Annotated in this window: 35 protein-coding genes; all 35 read right to left on the bottom strand. The window is 41.1% G+C overall.

What is annotated here, in order from left to right:
* Positions 1-19 precede the first annotated feature (19 nt).
* Complete coding sequence (gene rplM, locus IOC57_RS17030) at positions 20-457, bottom strand: 50S ribosomal protein L13 (RefSeq protein ID WP_034304960.1); 438 nt, start codon at positions 455-457, stop codon at positions 20-22.
* Positions 458-724: 267 nt separating this feature from the next.
* A complete protein-coding gene (truA, locus tag IOC57_RS17025) occupies positions 725-1,465 on the bottom strand; it encodes a tRNA pseudouridine(38-40) synthase TruA (protein ID WP_207439811.1) in 741 nt (246 codons plus the stop codon).
* Positions 1,466-1,479: 14 nt separating this feature from the next.
* A complete protein-coding gene (locus IOC57_RS17020; RefSeq protein ID WP_207439810.1) occupies positions 1,480-2,277 on the bottom strand; it encodes an energy-coupling factor transporter transmembrane component T family protein in 798 nt (265 codons plus the stop codon).
* Positions 2,277-3,143 carry an energy-coupling factor ABC transporter ATP-binding protein gene (locus IOC57_RS17015; RefSeq protein WP_207439809.1) on the bottom strand — a complete coding sequence of 289 codons (867 nt, stop codon included), beginning with the start codon at positions 3,141-3,143 and terminating at the stop codon, positions 2,277-2,279. The genes IOC57_RS17020 and IOC57_RS17015 overlap by 1 nt, the downstream gene beginning before the upstream one ends.
* On the bottom strand, positions 3,119-3,955 hold the full coding sequence (locus IOC57_RS17010) for an energy-coupling factor ABC transporter ATP-binding protein (RefSeq protein WP_207439808.1): 837 nt from the start codon (positions 3,953-3,955) through the stop codon (positions 3,119-3,121). The genes IOC57_RS17015 and IOC57_RS17010 overlap by 25 nt, the downstream gene beginning before the upstream one ends.
* Positions 3,956-4,325: 370 nt before the next feature.
* Positions 4,326-4,688 (bottom strand): 50S ribosomal protein L17, encoded by a 363-nt coding sequence (gene rplQ / locus IOC57_RS17005; RefSeq protein ID WP_034304973.1) that lies wholly within the window; start codon positions 4,686-4,688, stop codon positions 4,326-4,328.
* An 83-nt stretch (positions 4,689-4,771) separates the two neighbouring features.
* Positions 4,772-5,716: a DNA-directed RNA polymerase subunit alpha gene (locus tag IOC57_RS17000; protein WP_034304976.1), complete on the bottom strand. Its 945-nt coding sequence runs from the start codon at positions 5,714-5,716 to the stop codon at positions 4,772-4,774.
* 176 nt (positions 5,717-5,892) lie between these two features.
* On the bottom strand, positions 5,893-6,282 hold the full coding sequence (gene rpsK, locus IOC57_RS16995) for a 30S ribosomal protein S11 (RefSeq protein WP_028390438.1): 390 nt from the start codon (positions 6,280-6,282) through the stop codon (positions 5,893-5,895).
* Between the two features lie 22 nt (positions 6,283-6,304).
* Positions 6,305-6,670 (bottom strand): 30S ribosomal protein S13, encoded by a 366-nt coding sequence (gene rpsM, locus IOC57_RS16990; protein WP_034304978.1) that lies wholly within the window; start codon positions 6,668-6,670, stop codon positions 6,305-6,307.
* Positions 6,671-6,692: 22 nt separating this feature from the next.
* Positions 6,693-6,806 carry a 50S ribosomal protein L36 gene (rpmJ, locus tag IOC57_RS16985; protein WP_003156543.1) on the bottom strand — a complete coding sequence of 38 codons (114 nt, stop codon included), beginning with the start codon at positions 6,804-6,806 and terminating at the stop codon, positions 6,693-6,695.
* A gap of 40 nt (positions 6,807-6,846) precedes the next feature.
* Entirely contained in the window at positions 6,847-7,065 is a 219-nt protein-coding gene (gene infA, locus IOC57_RS16980) for a translation initiation factor IF-1 (protein ID WP_028390440.1), read from the bottom strand.
* Positions 7,066-7,630: 565 nt separating this feature from the next.
* Positions 7,631-8,284 carry an adenylate kinase gene (locus IOC57_RS16975; RefSeq protein WP_207439807.1) on the bottom strand — a complete coding sequence of 218 codons (654 nt, stop codon included), beginning with the start codon at positions 8,282-8,284 and terminating at the stop codon, positions 7,631-7,633.
* A 58-nt stretch (positions 8,285-8,342) separates the two neighbouring features.
* Positions 8,343-9,638, bottom strand: a complete 1,296-nt coding sequence (gene secY, locus IOC57_RS16970) for a preprotein translocase subunit SecY (RefSeq protein ID WP_207439806.1) — start codon at positions 9,636-9,638, stop codon at positions 8,343-8,345.
* Complete coding sequence (gene rplO, locus IOC57_RS16965; RefSeq protein WP_034304982.1) at positions 9,638-10,078, bottom strand: 50S ribosomal protein L15; 441 nt, start codon at positions 10,076-10,078, stop codon at positions 9,638-9,640. Before rplO ends, secY begins: the two co-directional genes overlap by 1 nt.
* A gap of 32 nt (positions 10,079-10,110) precedes the next feature.
* A complete protein-coding gene (rpmD, locus tag IOC57_RS16960; RefSeq protein ID WP_034304984.1) occupies positions 10,111-10,293 on the bottom strand; it encodes a 50S ribosomal protein L30 in 183 nt (60 codons plus the stop codon).
* A 16-nt stretch (positions 10,294-10,309) separates the two neighbouring features.
* A complete protein-coding gene (rpsE, locus tag IOC57_RS16955; RefSeq protein WP_034304987.1) occupies positions 10,310-10,810 on the bottom strand; it encodes a 30S ribosomal protein S5 in 501 nt (166 codons plus the stop codon).
* 22 nt (positions 10,811-10,832) lie between these two features.
* Positions 10,833-11,195: a 50S ribosomal protein L18 gene (rplR, locus tag IOC57_RS16950; RefSeq protein ID WP_053349055.1), complete on the bottom strand. Its 363-nt coding sequence runs from the start codon at positions 11,193-11,195 to the stop codon at positions 10,833-10,835.
* Positions 11,196-11,227: 32 nt separating this feature from the next.
* Positions 11,228-11,764: a 50S ribosomal protein L6 gene (rplF, locus tag IOC57_RS16945; RefSeq protein ID WP_207439805.1), complete on the bottom strand. Its 537-nt coding sequence runs from the start codon at positions 11,762-11,764 to the stop codon at positions 11,228-11,230.
* A gap of 30 nt (positions 11,765-11,794) precedes the next feature.
* Complete coding sequence (gene rpsH, locus IOC57_RS16940) at positions 11,795-12,193, bottom strand: 30S ribosomal protein S8 (RefSeq protein WP_034304995.1); 399 nt, start codon at positions 12,191-12,193, stop codon at positions 11,795-11,797.
* 30 nt (positions 12,194-12,223) lie between these two features.
* Positions 12,224-12,409 carry a type Z 30S ribosomal protein S14 gene (locus tag IOC57_RS16935; protein WP_034304998.1) on the bottom strand — a complete coding sequence of 62 codons (186 nt, stop codon included), beginning with the start codon at positions 12,407-12,409 and terminating at the stop codon, positions 12,224-12,226.
* A 25-nt stretch (positions 12,410-12,434) separates the two neighbouring features.
* The gene (gene rplE / locus IOC57_RS16930; RefSeq protein WP_048677889.1) at positions 12,435-12,974 is read right to left on the bottom strand and encodes a 50S ribosomal protein L5; all 540 of its coding nucleotides are present in this window, start codon (positions 12,972-12,974) and stop codon (positions 12,435-12,437) included.
* A 29-nt stretch (positions 12,975-13,003) separates the two neighbouring features.
* Positions 13,004-13,315 carry a 50S ribosomal protein L24 gene (gene rplX / locus IOC57_RS16925; RefSeq protein ID WP_034305002.1) on the bottom strand — a complete coding sequence of 104 codons (312 nt, stop codon included), beginning with the start codon at positions 13,313-13,315 and terminating at the stop codon, positions 13,004-13,006.
* Between the two features lie 43 nt (positions 13,316-13,358).
* Positions 13,359-13,727, bottom strand: coding sequence for a 50S ribosomal protein L14 (gene rplN / locus IOC57_RS16920; RefSeq protein WP_034305005.1), 369 nt, complete (start codon positions 13,725-13,727; stop codon positions 13,359-13,361).
* A 41-nt stretch (positions 13,728-13,768) separates the two neighbouring features.
* Positions 13,769-14,032, bottom strand: coding sequence for a 30S ribosomal protein S17 (gene rpsQ, locus IOC57_RS16915; RefSeq protein WP_048677887.1), 264 nt, complete (start codon positions 14,030-14,032; stop codon positions 13,769-13,771).
* An 18-nt stretch (positions 14,033-14,050) separates the two neighbouring features.
* Positions 14,051-14,254 carry a 50S ribosomal protein L29 gene (rpmC, locus tag IOC57_RS16910; protein ID WP_034305010.1) on the bottom strand — a complete coding sequence of 68 codons (204 nt, stop codon included), beginning with the start codon at positions 14,252-14,254 and terminating at the stop codon, positions 14,051-14,053.
* Positions 14,244-14,678 carry a 50S ribosomal protein L16 gene (gene rplP, locus IOC57_RS16905; RefSeq protein WP_034305012.1) on the bottom strand — a complete coding sequence of 145 codons (435 nt, stop codon included), beginning with the start codon at positions 14,676-14,678 and terminating at the stop codon, positions 14,244-14,246. The genes rpmC and rplP overlap by 11 nt, the downstream gene beginning before the upstream one ends.
* A gap of 1 nt (position 14,679) precedes the next feature.
* Positions 14,680-15,336 (bottom strand): 30S ribosomal protein S3, encoded by a 657-nt coding sequence (gene rpsC, locus IOC57_RS16900; RefSeq protein ID WP_034305014.1) that lies wholly within the window; start codon positions 15,334-15,336, stop codon positions 14,680-14,682.
* Positions 15,337-15,339: 3 nt separating this feature from the next.
* Positions 15,340-15,681, bottom strand: a complete 342-nt coding sequence (gene rplV / locus IOC57_RS16895; protein WP_034305017.1) for a 50S ribosomal protein L22 — start codon at positions 15,679-15,681, stop codon at positions 15,340-15,342.
* Positions 15,682-15,698: 17 nt separating this feature from the next.
* Positions 15,699-15,977, bottom strand: a complete 279-nt coding sequence (gene rpsS, locus IOC57_RS16890) for a 30S ribosomal protein S19 (RefSeq protein ID WP_034305018.1) — start codon at positions 15,975-15,977, stop codon at positions 15,699-15,701.
* A gap of 60 nt (positions 15,978-16,037) precedes the next feature.
* Entirely contained in the window at positions 16,038-16,868 is an 831-nt protein-coding gene (gene rplB, locus IOC57_RS16885) for a 50S ribosomal protein L2 (RefSeq protein ID WP_034305021.1), read from the bottom strand.
* Between the two features lie 26 nt (positions 16,869-16,894).
* Positions 16,895-17,182: a 50S ribosomal protein L23 gene (gene rplW, locus IOC57_RS16880; protein ID WP_170946989.1), complete on the bottom strand. Its 288-nt coding sequence runs from the start codon at positions 17,180-17,182 to the stop codon at positions 16,895-16,897.
* Positions 17,179-17,802 carry a 50S ribosomal protein L4 gene (rplD, locus tag IOC57_RS16875; RefSeq protein ID WP_034305025.1) on the bottom strand — a complete coding sequence of 208 codons (624 nt, stop codon included), beginning with the start codon at positions 17,800-17,802 and terminating at the stop codon, positions 17,179-17,181. The genes rplW and rplD overlap by 4 nt, the downstream gene beginning before the upstream one ends.
* A 25-nt stretch (positions 17,803-17,827) precedes the next feature.
* On the bottom strand, positions 17,828-18,457 hold the full coding sequence (rplC, locus tag IOC57_RS16870; protein WP_076372869.1) for a 50S ribosomal protein L3: 630 nt from the start codon (positions 18,455-18,457) through the stop codon (positions 17,828-17,830).
* Positions 18,458-18,497: 40 nt separating this feature from the next.
* Positions 18,498-18,806, bottom strand: a complete 309-nt coding sequence (gene rpsJ / locus IOC57_RS16865) for a 30S ribosomal protein S10 (RefSeq protein ID WP_019244375.1) — start codon at positions 18,804-18,806, stop codon at positions 18,498-18,500.
* Between the two features lie 418 nt (positions 18,807-19,224).
* The gene (gene tuf / locus IOC57_RS16860) at positions 19,225-20,412 is read right to left on the bottom strand and encodes an elongation factor Tu (RefSeq protein ID WP_207439804.1); all 1,188 of its coding nucleotides are present in this window, start codon (positions 20,410-20,412) and stop codon (positions 19,225-19,227) included.
* Positions 20,413-20,445 lie beyond the last annotated feature (33 nt).

The raw sequence follows: 20,445 nt of genomic DNA, 5'->3' as shown, positions 1-20,445 counted from the left end.
ATAGTAACCTCCTTAGTAATTATCCGCGTAATTCGTATACTTCTGGTTGTTGAGCAGCGTGTGGGTGCTCAGCTCCAGCGTATACGTGTAATTTTTTGTAGATTTGACGTCCAAGAGAATTCTTTGGAAGCATACCTTTGATAGCAAGTTCAAGCATTCTCTCAGGGTAGTTTGTACGCATTTCAAGAGCAGTTCTAGTTTTAAGACCGCCTGGATGCATAGTGTGACGGTAATAAATTTTGTCAGTCAATTTTTTACCAGTCAAATGGATTTTTTCAACATTGATTAGAATTACATGATCACCAGTGTCAATGTTCGGTGTAAAAGTTGGTTTATGTTTACCACGTAGAATGGATGCTACTTCAGTAGAAAGGCGACCCAAAGTTTTGCCTTCAGCGTCAATCACATACCATTTACGTTCTACTTCATTAGCTTTCGCCATAAATGTCGTACGCATGGTTAACCTCCTAAAAAACTTTTTAATTTTTTATATTTATTTTCAATCACAATAAACTTCCGGGGCTTATCGTGGGATTAAAATACATACCATATTATATTAACTTCTCCCAGATTCATTGTCAAGGGAATGTTACACTAGGATAAGTTGTCTATAAAACACTCTCAGCAACTCCATGAAATGGTCTGTATAGCGTCAAACCGCTCCGTTACTGATTTCATCCCGTTTTCCATTTGTAAAAAAACTGGAATCACCACAAAAATATTTTTATTTGTAAAATACTTTCCATAAATACAAGCCTTGGGCTGGTGCTGTTTTTCCTGCAAAACTGCGGTCCTTTTTGTCCAATATCCCGAGCATATCCCGAGCTGACATCTTGCCGCTGCCGACATCCAGGAGCGTCCCAACCAAGATACGCACCATATTATACAAAAAACCTTCGCCAACGAAGCGGAAAACCATGACACCATCGCTCTCTTCAAACTCCATCTCCCGTATCGTTCGAACTTTATCGACCACTTCCGTTTTTGCCGAACAAAAACTTGTAAAGTCATGTGTCCCTATCAAATAGGAGATCGCTTCCCTCATCGCCTCCCCATCTAATGGGAAGGGGTAATGGTAGGCGTAATTTCGTTGAAACGGATCCCGTAGTTTCGAGCGGGCTATGATATAACGGTACTCTTTCCCAGTCGTATGGAACCTCGCATGAAAATCGTCAGGGGCGATTTCGACTTCCAGAACGATGATATCGGTCGGAAGAAGGGCGCTGAACGCCTTTACCCAGTTTTCCGTAGGAAATGTAAGGGGCGATTCAAAATGAAGTACCTGCCCCTTTGCATGGACCCCTGAATCTGTCCTGCCTGAAGCAGTCACTTTTATAATTGTGCCTTTATGCATTTGGGCCAAGACTGCCTCGAATTCACTTTGTATGGTACGTTTCTCAGGCTGCACCTGATAACCAGCAAAATCCGTGCCGTCATAGGCGATCACACATTTATATTTTGGCATAGTTCTCTTCCTTATTATGAACGTAATAAAAATAACATGACCGTTAGAACACCAATTGAGACCATCAAAAGGCTATCACTCGTCTTCCAGTCCAATTTGCGATATTTCGTACGGCCTTCACCGCCACGGTATCCTCTAGATTCCATGGCAGTTGCCAATTCTTCCGCCCGTTTGAACGAACTAACAAATAAAGGAACAAGCAGCGGTACAATCGATTTAACCCTGTCCTTTATCGGGCCAGATGAAAAATCGACGCCCCTTGCAGTTTGAGCCTTCATGATTTTTTCCGTTTCCTCCATTAGTGTTGGAATGAATCGAAGGGCAATGGACATCATCAATGCCAGTTCATGTACAGGCATCTTCCACTTTTTCAAGGGCGCCAAAAGCTCTTCCATGCCATCTGTAATGGATATCGGTGAAGTTGTCAAAGTTAAAAGTGACGTAACAAGGATTAGTAAGGTAAATCTAATGGATATGAAAAGACCCTGAATCAGACCGCCTTCATAGATTTCAAACCAACCGTATTCAAAAAGCAATTCCCCTTCTTTCGTAAACAAGATATGGAGAATGAATGTAAATATGATCAAGAAAAAGATTGGCTTTAACCCATTATAAAGATAGCGAAGCGGTATTTTGGAGAGACTGATCAATAGGATGGTGAATACAGCAAGCAATCCATAGGAAACGACATTATTCGCCAAAAAGACGACACAAACAAATAGGAACACGAGGAGCAATTTAGCCCTTGGGTCCATCTTGTGGATCAGTGAGTTTGCAGGGACATAACGCCCGATAATCATTTTATCCAGCATCAGCGGTTCCCCCGTTTCATGGCTTTATCAATTTCTATCGCCAAATCACCGATATTAAGACATGGGTGATCAAATCGAACACCAAGTTCCTTCTGAAGCTTTAGCTGAAAACGGACCGTATCAGGAACATCCAGGCCAAGCTCCATTAATTGTTCCGGCTCAGAGAAAATTTCCTGGGGGGTTCCTTTTTTGAACACAGTACCTTTATGCATAATAATGATATCATCCGCGTACTTGGCTGCATCCTCCATGCTATGTGTCACCAGAATCGTTGAAATGCCTCTTGCTTTATGCAGATCATAAAACATATCCATGATTTCTTTACGTCCTCGTGGATCCAGCCCAGCTGTGGGCTCATCAAGTACCAATACCTCCGGCTCCATGGCAAGTACCCCAGCGATGGCAACCCGCCGCATTTGTCCGCCGGATAAGTCGAATGGGGATTTTTTAAGAATTTCCTCATTCAATCCGACTTGAGCGATGGCTTTTCTGGCCAGTTTCTTAGCATCGATTTCAGAAACCCCAAAATTCATGGGCCCGAAACATATATCCTTTTCAACCGTTTCATCAAATAGCTGATGTTCCGGAAACTGAAAAACAATACCGACCTTTTGTCTAATTGGTCGCAACGCCTTCTCTTTTCTTCCGGCCTCAATCGTCCGATCCCCAATGAAGACCCGACCCTTCGTCGGTTTTAGTAGAGCATTCAAATGCTGCAGTAGAGTCGATTTCCCGGACCCTGTATGCCCGATGATTGCGGTATAGGTTCCCGGCTCCATTGAAATATTGACATCATGAAGGGCTAGATGTTCAAAAGGAGTATTCACCTGATAGCGGTATTCTACATCATCGAGTGTAATTCGCATAAATCCTTCACCAACTCTTCCTCTGTCAAATGCCCATCAACTACACGAACACCATTTTTTTGTAACTCCTTGGTTAGTTTCACTGAAAAGGGAATATCCAAACCAAGAGCAATCAATTCTTCCTCTAATTCAAAAATATCCTGAGGAGGTCCTTCACGATATAACCTACCTTGATTCATGACGATCATTCGATCAGCTTTCGCTGCTTCCTCAAGATCATGGGTGATTGATATGACAGTAATCTCGTTTTCCCGTTTTAATTCCCTAACTGTTTCAAGCACTTCTTCACGGCCTCTTGGGTCAAGCATGGAGGTTGCTTCATCTAAGATGATTATGTCTGGCTGCAAGGCTATTACACCTGCTATGGCCACTCTTTGCTTTTGACCGCCGGATAGATGGTGCGGCTCTTGATTAAGAAAGGCATTCATTTTAACCTTATTTAACGCACCATGAACACGCTCCACCATAACCTGCTGAGAAACACCGGCGTTTTCTAAACCAAAAGCCACATCATCCTGAACTGTAGTGCCTACAAATTGATTATCTGGGTTTTGAAAAACCATGCCAATTCTCTGGCGTACATCCCAAACGGATTCTTCTGTCAAAAGTTGATCATTAATAGTAATGGTACCTGAGTTAGCGAACTGAAGACCATTCAGTAACTTCGCTAATGTCGACTTGCCAGAACCATTATGCCCGACAATCGCAAGCCACTCCCCCTGATGAATATCAAAAGAAACATCATCCAAGGCGTTTCGAGACTGACCCTCATATTTAAAAACAATATTATTTAAAGAAACCAGCTTCTTCACTTTGTGGCCCTCCTCATCCTCGACTGCACTCGTCTAATCTAAACTCTGCTCATTCAAACTAAAAATAGTAGTATTTCCTTCTGAAAATATAAAAAAACGCTGCACCCCTTCCACCGAAAGAATTTTCGGTAAATTAAGAGCAGCTAACAGCGGGCCTGTTACGAAAAACAGGTTATCTTATAATCGCTTATCAAAAGCGGGAAGGGATGCTTGAGCTAGACGTGAAGGCTCCCTGCATAATACAGGTTCCGCCAGCCATCGTAACACTCAATGCGAATTTCTAAATGACAGAATTTCTATTATAAAAAAAGAAAAAGGGCATAGAACAAGTGAGCATATTCATTTGTCCCGCCCTTTTTCATCGTTGTTATTAAACTAATTCAATAACCACGACTGGTGCACCGTCACCGCGGCGTGGACCAACTTTCATGATACGAGTGTATCCACCTTGACGTTCTTCATAACGTGGAGCCACGTCACTGAATAGTTTTTGAAGGGCATCTGTGCCATTCTCAGCGTCAGCGATTTCGTTACGGATGAAAGATGCAGCTTGACGGCGTGCATGCAAGTCACCACGTTTACCAAGAGTGATCATTTTATCTACTACAGAACGTAATTCTTTTGCACGTGCTTCAGTAGTTTCAATGCGCTCATGGATAATAAGATCCGTAGCTAAATCACGAAGTAATGCTTTACGTTGTGCGCTAGTGCGTCCTAACTTTCTGTAACCCATTAGAGATTCCCTCCTTTGTTGAAGTTCTATATTGTGTGTCTATAACAAGGCTCACAACATAATGGATTGATTCCGCCATGTTATCAGTCGTCTTTACGAAGACCTAAGCCTAATTCTTCTAGCTTCGCTTTCACTTCTTCAAGTGATTTACGACCTAGATTACGTACTTTCATCATATCTTCTTCCGTTTTATGAGCTAGCTCTTGAACGGTATTGATTCCAGCACGTTTCAAGCAGTTGTAAGAACGAACAGAAAGGTCTAATTCTTCGATCGTCATCTCAAGAACTTTTTCCTTTTGATCTTCTTCTTTTTCAACCATGATTTCAGCATTTTGAGCTTCATCGGTTAAACCAACAAAGATATTTAAATGCTCTGTTAAAATCTTAGCTCCAAGTGCTACCGCTTCTTGCGGACCAGTACTGCCATCAGTCCAAACATCGAACGTTAACTTGTCAAAGTTAGACAACTGTCCAACACGTGTATTTTCAACTTGGAAAGATACGCGTGAAACTGGAGTGTAAAGAGCATCGATTGGAATTACACCAATTGGCTGGTCTTCTCTCTTGTTTTGAACAGCAGGAGTGTAGCCGCGGCCGCGACGTGCAGATAAACGCATACGCATATGACCGTTTTTACCAATTGTAGCAATATATAAATCCGGATTAAGAATTTCTACATCACTATCATGAGTGATATCAGCAGCCGTGATGACTCCGTCACCTTGAACGTCAATTTCCAGCGTCTTCTCTTCATCAGAGTAAATCTTAAGAGCTAGTTTTTTCACATTAAGAATGATAGATGTTACATCTTCCACGACGCCTTCAATTGTTGAGAACTCATGTAGCACTCCATCAATTTGTATAGCTGTGACAGCAGCACCTGGGAGTGAGGATAAAAGGATACGACGTAAGGAGTTACCCAATGTAGTACCATACCCACGCTCTAGTGGCTCTACGACGAATTTACCGTATTTGGTATCGTCGTTGATTTCAACCGTTTCGATTTTTGGTTTTTCTATTTCGATCATCAACAAACCCTCCTTCAAAACGTCAAAACCCCGGCAAGTAACGAAGTCACTTAAACCGAAATTCCCCATGTATACGTTCCCGCTGTGCGCAACAACTGAAAATTAATCCTCTGTAAGAACGCAAACTCAGTATTATATCCCATTATTGACAGGAATACAAAATCTATACAGAAAAATTAAACACGGCGACGTTTTGGTGGACGGCATCCGTTATGTGGAACTGGAGTTACATCTTTAATTGCAGTTACTTCTAGGCCAGCAGCTTGAAGTGCACGAATAGCAGCCTCACGTCCAGCACCAGGTCCTTTAACTGTAACTTCAAGAGTTTTCATACCATGTTCAATTGATGTTTTAGCAGCTGTTTCAGCAGCCATTTGTGCAGCGAAAGGAGTGGATTTACGAGATCCACGGAATCCTAGAGCTCCAGCACTTGACCAAGAAATAGCATTACCATGAGAGTCAGTGATCGTAACAATAGTGTTATTGAATGTTGAACGAATATGTGCAATACCAGTTTCTATATTCTTTTTCACACGACGTTTACGTGTATTAGTTTTACGTGCCATGAAAAGTAACCTCCTTTACTAATTATTTTTTCTTGTTAGCTACAGTACGACGAGGTCCTTTACGCGTACGAGCATTGTTTTTTGTGTTTTGACCGCGAACAGGAAGACCACGACGGTGACGTAAACCACGGTAAGAACCGATTTCCATTAAACGTTTGATGTTTAGGGAGATTTCACGACGAAGGTCGCCTTCTACTTTTAGCTTGTCAATGATATCACGAATTTTGTTCAATTCGTCTTCCGTTAAGTCACGAACGCGAGTTTCTTCAGAAACGCCTGCTTCTGCAAGAATCTTGATCGCTGTTTGTTTTCCAATACCATATATATATGTTAATGAGATAACAATACGTTTGTCACGGGGAATATCTACTCCAGCAATACGTGCCATGCTTGAGTGCACCTCCTTCTATTTAGCCTTGTTTTTGTTTATGTTTAGGGTTTTCGCAAATAACCATAACTTTACCTTTTCTGCGGATAACTTTACACTTTTCGCAGATTGGTTTGACTGATGGTCTGACTTTCATTGCTATCTAACCTCCTTATACAGATCGGAGCGTAACCGGATTATTTGAACCGGTATGTGATTCTGCCGCGAGTTAGATCATACGGGGAAAGCTCAACCGTAACTTTATCTCCAGGCAAAATGCGAATAAAGTGCATACGAATTTTACCGGATACATGAGCTAAAACAGTATGACCATTTTCTAATTCTACCTTAAACATTGCATTTGGCAAAGTCTCTTGTACTGTGCCTTCTACTTCAATTACATCATCTTTCGCCATTAAAGTGATTCTCCCTTCTCTATGCGTGAACCTATTAAAGGTACACATCTTTCCGTCAACATTACTACAGTCCAATTATCCTCATAAGTCTTACAATTCTGCATCAAGTATTCACCATTTTGTAGAACCAGGCTTTAACTGAGGACCTTTATCAGTTGGACCGAAATGAGGATTTTATGGGTCCTCATGTAAGTCTTGACCGATTCCGTGACCGACATACTCTCAGAATAGAGAAGCAATTAGTCTCGACATAGGTTTGAATAGCATGGGAGATGTTTGAAAGGCGCACGCCTGACATAGCTTCTTTCAACCCTCTATATCACGACTCTTTAGGAATCCCAATAGAGTCACTGCATTTCTTCATCAATTTTGCCGACCGGATATGTCCATGAAGATCACTTATAAAGTAATCGCCCAATTCAGGGAATACCAAGTACAAGAACCTGATTAATAAATGTGCGAATGCTCTCGCGAAATCCATTATACCCTTTGTATTATAGGAATGCACCAAGTTTAACTAGTAAGTTGTAAAAATGGTATGAATTTCATAAATCAATACGAATGATTAATTTTGTAAAGCACCAAGCAACACATCAATATCTTCAAATACCTTATTAATATCTTGCTGTCCGTTAATGTTGACCAAGTATCCCTTTTCTCCGTAGAAATCAAGAAGTGGCTTGGTTTGTTTCAAATTCACATCTAAGCGATTTTGAACCGTTTCTGCATTATCGTCGGCACGTTGATATAATTCTCCGCCGCAGCGGTCGCATACATCATCATTAGCAGGAGGATTGAATACAAGATGGTATGTCGCACCACATGTTTTGCAAATACGACGTCCTGTCAATCTTTCCATTAAGATGCTTTTATCAACATCGATATTAATGACAAAATTCATTTTGCGATCTAAATCAGTAAGAATGCTTTCAAGTGCCTCTGCCTGTGCCACAGTACGTGGAAATCCATCAAGCAAAAATCCTTTTAGGCAGTCATCCTTGCTTAAACGTTCACGTACGATGCCAATGGTAACTTCATCTGGTACCAATTCGCCTTTGTCCATGAATGATTTCGCCTTTAGACCTAATTCTGTTCCATCTTTGATAGCTGTTCGGAACATATCTCCAGTAGAGATATGAGGGATATTATATTTTTCTACGATTTGTTCAGCTTGAGTGCCCTTACCAGCACCCGGCAGACCCATTAACACTAGATTCAATTTTCTTCCCCCTCAAACTCTATAATGGGTAAAGGGAACAAGCCGTTCCCAAAACTCATTACTTTATAAAGCCTTTATAGTGTCTCTTCACAAGTTGAGATTCCAGCTGCTTCATCGTATCAAGGGCAACCCCCACTACGATCAGCAAACTGGTACCACCAATCTGTGCAGATTGAGGTAGATCAGCAAGCTTAATGAAAAATACCGGTAAAACGGCAATGATGGCTAAAAATATAGAGCCTACAAACGTTAATCGGTATAAAACACGTGTTAAATATTCTTGTGTACTCTTACCAGGACGAATCCCCGGCACATAGCCACCTTGCTTTTTCAAATTCTCAGCCATTTGTTCAGGGTTAACCTGAATGAATGCATAAAAATACGCAAAAGCAATGATAAGAGCAACATATATGATCATACCAATTGGCTTGGTGTAATCAAGATTTGTTGAAATCCAACTAGTCACGCTGTTCTTTCCAAAGAAAGAAGCGATTGTAGTGGGAGTAATGATAAATGCCATTGCAAAGATTACCGGAATAACCCCCGCAGCATTTACTTTCAATGGTAAATGAGTAGACTGGCCACCCATTTGTGTACGACCTACCGCAGCACGTTTCGCATACTGAATAGGAATTTTACGTAATGCCTGCTGAATGAAGATAACAGCAACCACGATTGCTAATACTGCTAAAACAATGAGGATAATCGTTATGATTCGTAAGAATAATTGATCTCCGGCATTTTCAAATTGTTGGGCGTAAATCTGATTTGCCGTATTTGGCAAACTAGCTACGATACCAGCAAAGATTATGATGGAAATCCCATTACCCACACCCTTAGCAGTGATCAGCTCCCCTAACCACAAAAGAAAAGCTGTTCCTGCCGTTAAGACAGTCGCAATAAGCAAGTATGTTGCAACTCCAGGATTTTCAATCAACTGGCCACCTGACATATTATTGAACCCATAAGACATACCAACTGCTTGGATAAATCCTAGGATAATAGTGAAGTAACGAGTGAATTGAGCTAATTTACGGCGCCCTGCTTCTCCTTGTTTAGACCATTCAGTGAACTTGGGAACAACATCCATCTGTAACAGTTGAACGATGATGGAAGCCGTGATGTACGGCATGATACCCATCGCTAGTATAGAAAAGTTTTGCAGTGCCCCGCCGCCAAAGGTATTTAAAAGACCGATGACGCTCAGCTGGTCCTGTTCAGCGAGAAAATCGGCATTCACATGCGGTACAGGTATAAATGTACCGATGCGATAGACGATTAACATTAGAAGGGTAAAAATAATCTTATTCCTTATTTCACCCACGCGCATAAAATTGGAGATCGTGCGAAACATTAGATCACCTCTGTATTACCGCCAGCAGCTTCGATAGCTTCTTTAGCAGTAGACGAGAATTTGTGAGCTTTAACAGTAAGCTTTTTCTCAATGCTTCCTTTGGCAAGAATTTTGATTCCTGCTTTTTCTTTACTTACTACCCCAGTCTCAAGTAAAAGAGCTGGTGTTACTTCAGTACCGTCTTCGAAAAGATTTAACGTATCAAGGTTCACGATAGCATAGTCTTTACGGTTGATGTTGGTAAATCCACGTTTAGGTAAACGTCTGAATAGAGGAGTTTGACCCCCTTCAAATCCAAGACGCACACCGCCGCCGGAGCGAGCGTTTTGTCCTTTGTGTCCTTTACCTGCTGTTTTACCGTTACCAGATCCAATACCACGACCTTTACGTTTACGTTCTTTACGAGAACCTTCTGCAGCTTTTAACTCATGAAGTTTCATGTTGGCACCTCCTTGTTAAGTTAAAAATTATTTTATTGTTCTTTTACAGTAACAAGATGAGCAACTTTGGTAATCATACCGCGAATCGCAGGGTTATCTTCTTGAACAACCGTTTGATGCATTTTGCGTAAACCCAAAGTGTTAACTGTAACACGTTGATCTTCAGGACGACCAATCAAGCTGCGAGTGAGGGTGATTTCTAATTTATTAGCCATAATTCGATTTCCCTCCTTATCCTAACAGTTCTTGTACTGATTTTCCACGTAACTTAGCTACGTCTTCAGCACGTTTCAATTGCTTCAATCCTTCAATTGTTGCGCGAACCATATTAATAGGTGTATTAGTACCTAGTGATTTAGACAAGATATCGCTAACTCCGCCTAATTCTAGTACCGCACGAACAGGACCACCAGCAATTACTCCTGTACCTTCAGAAGCTGGTTTCAATAGAATGTGACCTGCGCCATAGCGACCGTTCACAAGATGAGGAATAGTAGTACCAACCATTGGTACAGTAATTAGATTTTTCTTAGCATCCTCAATAGCTTTACGGATAGCATCCGGAACTTCTTGAGCTTTACCAGTACCAAATCCAACATGACCATTTTTATCACCAACAACAACTAGTGCAGTGAAACGGAAACGACGTCCGCCTTTAACAACTTTAGCTACACGATTTACTGTAACTACGCGTTCTTCAAGTTCTAATTTATTAGGATCAATGCTACGCATCTGTTATGTCCCTCCTTATCCATTAAAATTCTAAGCCGTTTTCACGAGCAGCGTCAGCCAATGCTTTAACACGACCATGGAAGAGGTAACCACCGCGGTCAAATACCACAGCTTTGAAACCTTTTTCAACAGCACGTTTCGCAATAAGTTCGCCAACTTTTTGAGCTGCTTCAGCATTGCTACTAGCTTCGATACCGATCTCTTTATCAAGAGTTGAAGCACTTGCTAATGTTACGCCTTTTGCATCGTCAATTAATTGTGCGTAAATGTGTTTGTTTGAACGAAACACATTTAAACGAGGACGAGCTTCTGTTCCAGAAAGCTTAGCACGTACACGCGCATGTCTTTTCTGACGAGTAGCATTTTTATCAAGCTTCGTAATCATTTACGTCACTCCTTTCGTTTACTTATGCGGCATTACTTACCAGTTTTACCTTCTTTACGACGAACGAATTCGCCTTCGTAACGAATACCTTTACCTTTATACGGTTCAGGCGGGCGAACATCACGGATATTAGCTGCTAGAGCTCCTACACGTTCTTTGCTTGCACCTTTGATGATTACTTTTGTATTAGAAGGAACTTCGACTTCAACGCCAGCTTCTGGTTCTATTTCTACAGGGTGGGAATATCCTACGTTAAGGATAAGCTTGTTACCTTGCTTTTGTGCACGGTACCCAACCCCAATAAGTTCAAGTGATTTTACGAAACCTGTTGATACACCTTCAACCATGTTAGAGATAAGTGCGCGAGTAGTACCGTGTAAAGAACGGTGAGCCTTCTCGTCAGACGGACGTGTAACAGTTAACACGTTCTCTTCAACAACGATTGAAAGGTCAGGATTGAATGATCTAGTTAATTCACCTTTAGGTCCTTTAACAGTTACTTCACTTCCAGTAACAGTAACTGTAACGCCTGCAGGGATTTCAATAGGTTTTTTACCTATACGAGACATAATGTGCACCTCCATTCTTGTGAAAATGTATTACCAAACGTATGCTAAAACTTCTCCGCCAACTTGTTTAGAGCGAGCTTCCTTGTCTGTTAAAACTCCGTGAGAAGTAGAAACAATTGCGATACCTAAACCGTTAAGAACGCGTGGTACCTCTCCAGTTTTTGCATATACGCGCAAACCAGGTTTGCTGATACGTTTTAGACCAGTGATAACACGTTCATTGTTTGCACCGTATTTTAAGAAGATACGGATGATACCTTGTTTGTTGTCTTCGATTAATTCAAAGTCACGTACGAAGCCTTCACTTTTTAAGATCTCAGCAATTTCCTTTTTGATCTTTGAAGCAGGAACTTCCAGTTTTTCGTGACGAACCATATTCGCATTACGGATGCGAGTAAGCATATCTGCAATAGGATCTGTCATGACCATTATATTTTACCTCCTTCCCAAACTCGGGTTTTACCAGCTAGCTTTTTTAACGCCAGGAATTTGTCCTTTATATGCAAGTTCGCGGAAACAAATACGACATAGTTTAAATTTACGTAATACAGAATGTGGACGTCCGCAACGTTCGCAACGTGTATATTCTTGTACTTTAAACTTCTGTTCGCGTTTTTGCTTTACGATCATAGACTTTTTAGCCACGATTTCGCCTCCCTTTATTTAGAGATTACTTTTGGAACGGCATTCCAACTTGAGTAAGTAGTTCACGAGCTTCTTCGTCAGTGTTGGCAGTCGTTACGATAACGATGTCCATACCACGAACTTTGCTCACTTTATCGTAATCAATCTCAGGGAAGATAAGTTGTTCTTTAACGCCTAATGTATAATTCCCACGTCCGTCAAAGGATTTCTTTGAAACGCCGCGGAAATCACGTACACGCGGTAAAGATACAGATACTAGCTTATCAAGGAATTGATACATACGCTCTCCGCGTAATGTAACTTTCGCTCCGATAGGCATACCTTCACGCAAACGGAAGCCTGCGATTGATTTTTTTGCTTTTGTTATAACCGGTTTTTGACCAGTGATCAATGTAAGTTCTTCAACAGCTGTATCTAAAGCTTTAGAGTTAGATACTGCGTCACCCACACCCATGTTAATAACGATTTTCTCAATGTTTGGTACTTGCATTACTGATTGATAGTTGAATTTACCCATCAATGACGGTGTAATTTCACTTTTGAATTTTTCTTTAAGGCGGCTCATTGCTTAGTGTACCTCCCTTCATTTATGACTTATTTATCTAAAGATTCACCTGATATTTTAGCTACGCGTACTTTTTTACCATTTTCGATCTTATATCCAACACGAGTCGGTTTACCTGATTTAGGATCAAGTGGCATTACATTGGATACGTGAATAGCTGCTTCTTTGCTGATAATTCCACCTTGTGGATTAAGTTGAGATGGCTTGGAATGCTTTTTCACGATGTTAATTCCTTCAACAAGCACACGATTTTGTTTCGGATATGCTGAAAGAATTGTTCCTTGTTTGCCTTTGTCCTTACCAGAGATGACTACGACTTTGTCACCTTTTTTAACATGCATTAGCTTGGCACCTCCTTGAAAGGCTTTATACAAATTTTACATATTATAGAACTTCTGGAGCAAGGGAAACGATTTTCATGAAGCTATTGTCACGTAATTCACGAGCAACAGGTCCAAAAATACGTGTTCCACGTGGGCTCTTATCGTCACGGATAATTACACATGCGTTTTCATCAAAACGAATGTAAGAACCGTCAGGACGACGCATACCACGTTTTGTACGGACAACAACAGCCTTAACGACTTCACCTTTTTTAACAACGCCTCCTGGTGTTGCCTGTTTAACTGTACAAACGATGATATCACCGATGTTTGCAGTTTTACGGCCAGAACCACCTAGGACTTTAATTGTTAGCACTTCACGAGCACCTGAATTGTCAGCGACTTTTAAACGAGATTCTTGTTGAATCATGTACGGTACCTCCCTTCGGAATTAGCTTAATCCGAACTATATTAAATGATTACTGCTTTTTCTACTACTTCTACAAGACGGAAGCGTTTTGTAGCTGAAAGTGGACGAGTTTCCATGATACGTACTACGTCGCCTGCTTTAGCTTCGTTTAGCTCGTCATGAGCTTTAAACTTTTTAGAGTATTTCACGCGTTTACCGTATAAAGAATGCTTTTTATAGGTTTCTACAACTACTGTAACTGTTTTATCCATTTTGTCGGATACCACGCGTCCAGTGTAGATTTTGCGTTGGTTGCGTTCGCTCATTCTGCAAACCTCCATTCATTATCGATTAGTGACACCGATCTCTCTTTGACGAACAACTGTTTTCATACGAGCAATCGATTTGCGAACTTCACGGATGCGAGCTGTATTTTCAAGTTGTCCAGTAGCTAACTGGAAACGAAGATTAAATAGTTCTTCTTTAAGAGATTTTAGTTTTTGTTCAATTTCAGCAGTGGTTAGATCTTTGATTTCATTAGCTTTCATTTGTTTCACCACCAATTTCCTCTCTTTTTACAAACTTGCATTTGATTGGAAGTTTGTGTGCTGCAAGGCGCAATGCTTCTCTTGCCACCTCTTCAGATACACCAGAGATTTCAAACATAACTTTGCCCGGTTTAACTACTGCTACCCAACCTTCAGGAGCACCTTTACCGGAACCCATCCGTACTTCTAGCGGCTTAGCTGTGTAAGGTTTGCTTGGGAAGATTTTGATCCAAACTTTCCCTCCACGTTTCATATAACGAGTCATCGCAATACGAGCTGCTTCGATTTGACGGTTCGTGATCCAGGAAGCTTCTTGAGCTTGAAGTCCAAATTCTCCAAAATGAACTTCAGTGCCGCCCTTAGCCATCCCTCTCATCTTACCGCGGTGTTCACGACGGTATTTTACGCGTTTTGGCAATAACATATTATTTTCCTCCTTCCTCAGATTTCTTCTTAGTAGGAAGAACTTCTCCACGGTAGATCCAAACTTTCACGCCTAGCTTACCGTAAGTAGTATCTGCTTCAGCATGAGCATAATCTATGTCTGCACGAAGTGTGTGAAGTGGAACTGTTCCTTCGCTGTAATGTTCAGCACGAGCAATATCAGCACCGCCAAGACGACCAGAAACTTGAGTTTTGATTCCTTTTGCTCCAGAACGCATAGTACGTTGGATAGCTTGCTTTTGAGCACGACGGAATGAAACACGGTTTTCTAATTGACGAGCGATGTTTTCAGCAACCAATTTTGCGTCAAGATCTGCTCTTTTAATTTCAATGATATTGATATGAACTCTTTTGCCAGTCAGCTGGTTCAAAGCTTTACGAAGTGCTTCGACTTCAGTACCGCCTTTACCGATAACCATTCCTGGTTTAGCAGTGTGGACAGATACATTGATACGGTTAGCTGCACGTTCGATTTCAACCTTTGAAACTGAAGCATCATTTAGACGTTTCGCGATATATTCACGAACTTTGATGTCTTCATGCAAAAGAACTGCGTAGTCTTTATCAGCGTACCATTTGGATTCCCAGTCACGGATTATCCCGATACGCATACCGATTGGATTTACCTTTTGACCCACAGATTACCCCTCCTTCTTTTCTGATACAACGATTGTAATATGACTAGTACGTTTGTTTATTGCACTCGCACGACCTTGAGCGCGAGGACGGAAACGTTTTAATGTTGGTCCTTCGTTTACGTATGCCTCTGAAACGACTAGGTTATTAATATCCATTTCGTAGTTGTGTTCTGCATTTGCGATAGCAGATTTCAGAATTTTTTCTACGACTGGAGAAGCAGATTTTGGTGTTAAGCGAAGAATCGCTACTGCTTCACCTACTTGTTTTCCTCGAATTAAATCTGCGACTAAACGCACTTTACGAGGAGCAATACGAACTGTTTTAGCGACAGCTTTAGCTTGCATGAGATGCCCTCCTCTCATTAACGTCTTGTTTTCTTGTCATCACTTGCGTGACCTTTATAAGTGCGTGTAGGCGCGAATTCGCCTAGTTTGTGACCTACCATATCTTCTGTTACATAAACCGGCACATGCTTACGACCGTCATAAACGGCGATAGTGTGTCCGATGAATTGCGGGAAGATTGTTGAGCGACGAGACCAAGTTTTTACTACCTGTTTCTTGTCAGCTTCATTTAATTTTTCAACTTTTACCAATAAATGATCATCAACAAAAGGCCCTTTTTTTAAGCTACGACCCATGCGAGTACCTCCCTTCGTGACTGTTCTACGGTTCTATATATGAACCGTAGGTCAATCCCGTTATTTTTTACGACGACGTACGATAAATTTATCGGATTTATTTTTCTTCTTACGAGTTTTGAATCCAAGAGTAGGTTTACCCCATGGAGACATTGGTGATTTACGTCCGATTGGTGCTTTACCTTCACCACCACCGTGTGGGTGATCATTCGGGTTCATTACAGATCCACGAACTGTTGGGCGTTTACCTAACCAACGGTTACGGCCAGCTTTACCAATGTTGATAAGTTCATGTTGTTCATTACCAACTTGACCGATTGAAGCACGGCAAGTAGCAAGAATCATACGAACCTCACCTGAGTTTAGACGTACAAGAACATAACGACCTTCTTTACCAAGTACTTGAGCAGATGTTCCTGCTGAACGGACCAATTGTCCACCTTTTCCTGGTTTAAGTTCGATGTTATGAATTACTGTACCAACTGGGATGTTAATAAGAGGTAAAGCGTTACCCACTTTGATGTCAGCTTCTGGACCTGACATAACTTCCAAACCTACTTCTAGGTTTTTCGGAGCTAGGATATAACGTTTTTCTCCATCAACGTAATTAATTAATGCAATGTTTGCAGAACGATTTGGATCGTACTCAATAGTAGCAACGCGTCCTGGTATACCATCTTTATTCCGTTTGAAATCGATGATACGGTATTGACGCTTGTGGCCGCCACCTTGATGACGAACTGTTAACTTACCTTGGTTATTACGGCCGCCTTTGCTGTGTAAAGGAGCAAGTAATGATTTTTCCGGTTTGTCTGTAGTAATCTCAGCAAAATCGGAAGTTGTCATATTACGTCGACCGTTAGAGGTAGGTTTATACTTCTTAATCGCCATTTGTATTTCCCTCCTTCTCTAATGAATTAAGCCTCGAATAGCTCGATTTCTTTGCTGTCAGCAGTTAATTTAACAATAGCTTTACGGCGCTTGTTAGTATAGCCTGCATGTTTGCCCATGCGTTTGAATTTACCCTTGTAATTCATGATGTTTACTTTCTCAACTTTAACGCCGAAAATTTCTTGAACAGCATCTTTAACTTGAGTTTTATTAGCTCTAACATCAACTTCAAAAGTATATTTCTTTTCAGCCATTATGTCTGAAGAGCGTTCAGTGATTACGGGGCGCTTAATGATATCGCGTGCATCCATTATGCAAGCACCTCCTCTACTTTTTCGACAGCTGATTTAGTCAAGATCAATTTGTTGTGTGAAACAACATCAAGAACATTAAGACCATCAGCTTCCACTACAGTAACACCAGGGATGTTACGTGCAGAAAGAGCAACTTTCTCATCTAAACCGTCAGTAACGACTAACGTTTTAGTGTCTACAGAAAGGTTTTTAAGAACCGCTACAAACTCTTTTGTTTTTGGAGCTTCGAAAGACAAGCTTTCAAGAACCAAAATGTTCTCTTCCAATGCCTTTGCAGACAATGCAGATTTAATAGCTAAACGACGTACCTTTTTAGGTAGCTTGTAAGCGTAAGATCTTGGAGTTGGTCCAAAAACAACGCCACCGCCACGCCATTGTGGAGAACGGATAGAACCTTGACGCGCACGTCCAGTCCCTTTTTGTTTCCAAGGTTTACGTCCACCGCCTGCAACTTCAGAACGGTTTTTGACTTTATGAGTTCCTTGACGTAAGGAAGCTCGTTGCATGATGATTGCTTCAAATAATACATGATTATTAGGTTCGATACCAAAGATGGATTCATTCAGTTCGATGTCGCCAACTTGTGAACCTGTTTGGTTGAACAATGTAACTTTTGGCATTCTATTGCTCCTCCTTTCTCAGAAATTACTTTGCTTTAACAGCAGATTTAACTTTGATCAACGCTTTTCTAGCACCAGGTACATTACCTTTGATCAATAGTAGGTTACGTTCAACATCAACTTTAACGATAGCCAAGTTTTGAACTGTGATTTGTTCTCCACCCATACGTCCTGGTAAAAGTTTACCTTTGAATACGCGGTTTGGAGCTACAGGACCCATTGAACCTGGGCGACGGTGGTAACGAGAACCATGAGACATAGGTCCGCGAGATTGTCCATGACGCTTGATAGAGCCTTGGAAACCTTTACCTTTTGAAATTCCTGATACATCTACTAAATCGCCTTCAGCGAAAATACTTACATTGACTTCTTGACCGATCTCATATTCAGTAAGATCCGTTCCGCGGAATTCGCGAATGAAGCGCTTAGGAGTAGTATTTGCTTTTTCAACATGGCCCTTTTCAGGTTTGTTAGAAAGCTTTTCACGTTTGTTTTCAAAACCAACTTGAACTGCTTCATAGCCATCAGTTTCAACAGTTTTCTTTTGAAGAACCACGTTATTAGCAGCTTCGATAACTGTTACCGGAATAAGTTCACCGTTTTCAGCAAAAACTTGAGTCATACCGATTTTTCTTCCTAAGATTCCTTTGGTCATAAGTCACACCTCCTAGAGTAATTGTTCATATTTATATGAATTATAATTTGATTTCAATGTCAACGCCTGATGGTAAATCTAAACGCATCAATGAATCAACTGTTTGTGGAGTTGGATTAACGATGTCGATTAGACGTTTATGCGTACGCATTTCGAATTGTTCACGAGAATCTTTGTATTTATGAACCGCACGTAGGATCGTATATACCGATCTTTCAGTAGGTAATGGAATTGGACCAGATACAGCCGCACCAGAACGTTTTGCAGTTTCAACAATTTTCTCAGCAGATTGATCAAGGATTCTGTGATCATATGCTTTTAAACGGATACGAATTTTTTGTTTTGCCATAATTTTCCCTCCTTTTCGCCTATTTTAAAATAGACCTTCTCAATGGAAATTTCCCACACACTCGCCATGGCAAAGCGGCCGGGTGTGTCAGCAACCTTCCACATCATCGCAGTCAAAGACCAACATTGTCTATTATACATAAAGCACAAGTATAATGCAAGTTAAACTTATATTTTTCTTGTGCAACACACTTTTATTATTATACATACTATCACAAGGATTTACAAGTACATTCTACACGGTCTTTCATATCCATTTTCTTCATTTCAATAACCCACTTGAAACCATTAAATCCACTTCATTTTTTACAGGTCTTTATAGAAGGAAGCATGTACATTTTTTAAAAATAAAAAAAGCAGATGGCGTCCCATCTGCTTCTCCCGGAAGGCGTCCCTTCCGATATTGTTTTATGAATCAATTATTCTTGGATTGTAGCAACTACACCAGCGCCTACAGTACGTCCACCCTCACGGATAGAGAATTTAGTACCTTCTTCGATAGCGATTGGAGCGATAAGTTCTACAGTCATTTCAATGTTGTCTCCAGGCATAACCATTTCTACGCCTTCAGGTAGGTTACAAATGCCAGTTACGTCAGTTGTACGGAAGTAGAACTGAGGACGGTAGTTTGTAAAGAATGGAGTGTGACGTCCACCTTCTTCTTTAGAAAGAACGTAAACTTCAGCTTTGAACTTTGTGTGTGGAGTGATTGTACCTGGTTTAGCAAGTACTTGTCCACGTTGGATATCTTCACGGGATACACCACGAAGTAGTGCACCGATGTTGTCACCAGCTTCAGCGTAGTCAAGAAGTTTACGGAACATTTCAACACCAGTTACTGTTGTTGGTTTAGACTCTTCGTTGAAACCGATGATGTCAACAACGTCACCGACTTTAACTTGTCCACGCTCAACACGGCCAGTTGCAACTGTTCCACGACCAGTGATTGAGAATACATCCTCAACTGGCATCATGAATGGTTTTTCAGTGTCACGAGTTGGTTCTGGGATGTACTCGTCAACAGCAGCCATTAATTCATGGATTTTTTCTTCCCAAGCAGCGTCACCTTCAAGAGCTTTTAATGCAGAACCTTTGATAACCGGAATGTCATCGCCAGGGAAATCGTATTCAGATAATAGATCACGAATTTCCATTTCTACTAATTCAAGAAGTTCTTCGTCATCAACCATGTCGCATTTGTTCATGAATACTACTAGGAATGGTACACCTACTTGACGAGAAAGAAGGATGTGCTCACGAGTTTGTGGCATTGGGCCATCAGCAGCAGAAACTACTAGGATACCGCCGTCCATTTGTGCAGCACCAGTGATCATGTTTTTAACATAGTCAGCATGTCCTGGGCAGTCAACGTGTGCATAGTGACGGTTAGCTGTTTCATACTCAACGTGTGCAGTAGAGATTGTGATACCACGTTCTCTTTCTTCTGGAGCACCATCGATTTGGTCATAAGCGCGAGCTTCTGCGCCACCAGATTTAGCAAGTACAGTTGTGATTGCAGCAGTTAGAGTTGTTTTACCATGGTCAACGTGACCAATTGTTCCAACGTTAACGTGCGGTTTTGAACGATCAAATTTAGCTTTTCCCATTAGGAATTCCTCCTTAAAATTATAAATAAAAGA

It is taken from the genome of Bacillus sp. SD075 (genome assembly GCF_017355165.1).
Taxonomy (GTDB): domain Bacteria; phylum Bacillota; class Bacilli; order Bacillales; family DSM-1321; genus Peribacillus.
This window is presented reverse-complemented; position numbering and strand designations above follow the sequence as displayed.

Bases quoted from the DNA above. Each gene is read 5' to 3' on its own strand.
- rplF (WP_207439805.1), bottom strand. From the start codon at position 11,764: ATGTCTCGTATAGGTAAAAAACCTATTGAAATCCCTGCAGGCGTTACA.
- rplP (WP_034305012.1), bottom strand. From the start codon at position 14,678: ATGTTATTGCCAAAACGCGTAAAATACCGTCGTGAACACCGCGGTAAG.
- rplN (WP_034305005.1), bottom strand. From the start codon at position 13,727: ATGATTCAACAAGAATCTCGTTTAAAAGTCGCTGACAATTCAGGTGCT.
- rpsS (WP_034305018.1), bottom strand. From the start codon at position 15,977: ATGGGTCGTAGCTTAAAAAAAGGGCCTTTTGTTGATGATCATTTATTG.
- rplE (WP_048677889.1), bottom strand. From the start codon at position 12,974: ATGAGCCGCCTTAAAGAAAAATTCAAAAGTGAAATTACACCGTCATTG.
- rpsJ (WP_019244375.1), bottom strand. From the start codon at position 18,806: ATGGCAAAACAAAAAATTCGTATCCGTTTAAAAGCATATGATCACAGA.
- rplC (WP_076372869.1), bottom strand. From the start codon at position 18,457: ATGACCAAAGGAATCTTAGGAAGAAAAATCGGTATGACTCAAGTTTTT.
- rplR (WP_053349055.1), bottom strand. From the start codon at position 11,195: ATGATTACGAAGCTTGATAAAAATGCTACTCGTCAGAAAAGACATGCG.
- IOC57_RS17000 (WP_034304976.1), bottom strand. From the start codon at position 5,716: ATGATCGAAATAGAAAAACCAAAAATCGAAACGGTTGAAATCAACGAC.
- tuf (WP_207439804.1), bottom strand. From the start codon at position 20,412: ATGGGAAAAGCTAAATTTGATCGTTCAAAACCGCACGTTAACGTTGGA.
- rplM (WP_034304960.1), bottom strand. From the start codon at position 457: ATGCGTACGACATTTATGGCGAAAGCTAATGAAGTAGAACGTAAATGG.
- rplB (WP_034305021.1), bottom strand. From the start codon at position 16,868: ATGGCGATTAAGAAGTATAAACCTACCTCTAACGGTCGACGTAATATG.
- rpsH (WP_034304995.1), bottom strand. From the start codon at position 12,193: ATGGTCATGACAGATCCTATTGCAGATATGCTTACTCGCATCCGTAAT.
- rplD (WP_034305025.1), bottom strand. From the start codon at position 17,802: ATGCCAAAAGTTACATTGTTCAACCAAACAGGTTCACAAGTTGGCGAC.
- IOC57_RS17015 (WP_207439809.1), bottom strand. From the start codon at position 3,143: ATGCGAATTACACTCGATGATGTAGAATACCGCTATCAGGTGAATACT.
- rplQ (WP_034304973.1), bottom strand. From the start codon at position 4,688: ATGGGTTACAGAAAGTTAGGACGCACTAGCGCACAACGTAAAGCATTA.
- rpsQ (WP_048677887.1), bottom strand. From the start codon at position 14,032: ATGAGCGAACGCAACCAACGCAAAATCTACACTGGACGCGTGGTATCC.
- rpmJ (WP_003156543.1), bottom strand. From the start codon at position 6,806: ATGAAAGTCAGACCATCAGTCAAACCAATCTGCGAAAAGTGTAAAGTT.
- infA (WP_028390440.1), bottom strand. From the start codon at position 7,065: ATGGCGAAAGATGATGTAATTGAAGTAGAAGGCACAGTACAAGAGACT.
- rpsE (WP_034304987.1), bottom strand. From the start codon at position 10,810: ATGCGTAGCATTGATCCTAATAAATTAGAACTTGAAGAACGCGTAGTT.
- IOC57_RS17020 (WP_207439810.1), bottom strand. From the start codon at position 2,277: ATGCTGGATAAAATGATTATCGGGCGTTATGTCCCTGCAAACTCACTG.
- secY (WP_207439806.1), bottom strand. From the start codon at position 9,638: ATGTTTCGCACGATCTCCAATTTTATGCGCGTGGGTGAAATAAGGAAT.
- rpsM (WP_034304978.1), bottom strand. From the start codon at position 6,670: ATGGCACGTATTGCTGGAGTAGATATTCCCCGTGACAAACGTATTGTT.
- truA (WP_207439811.1), bottom strand. From the start codon at position 1,465: ATGCCAAAATATAAATGTGTGATCGCCTATGACGGCACGGATTTTGCT.
- rpsK (WP_028390438.1), bottom strand. From the start codon at position 6,282: ATGGCACGTAAAACTAATACACGTAAACGTCGTGTGAAAAAGAATATA.
- rpmD (WP_034304984.1), bottom strand. From the start codon at position 10,293: ATGGCTAATAAATTAGAAATCACCCTCACTCGCAGCTTGATTGGTCGT.
- rplO (WP_034304982.1), bottom strand. From the start codon at position 10,078: ATGAAACTTCATGAGTTAAAAGCTGCAGAAGGTTCTCGTAAAGAACGT.
- rpmC (WP_034305010.1), bottom strand. From the start codon at position 14,254: ATGAAAGCTAATGAAATCAAAGATCTAACCACTGCTGAAATTGAACAA.
- rplV (WP_034305017.1), bottom strand. From the start codon at position 15,681: ATGCAAGCTAAAGCTGTCGCTAAAACAGTTCGTATTGCTCCTCGTAAA.
- rplX (WP_034305002.1), bottom strand. From the start codon at position 13,315: ATGCATGTTAAAAAAGGTGACAAAGTCGTAGTCATCTCTGGTAAGGAC.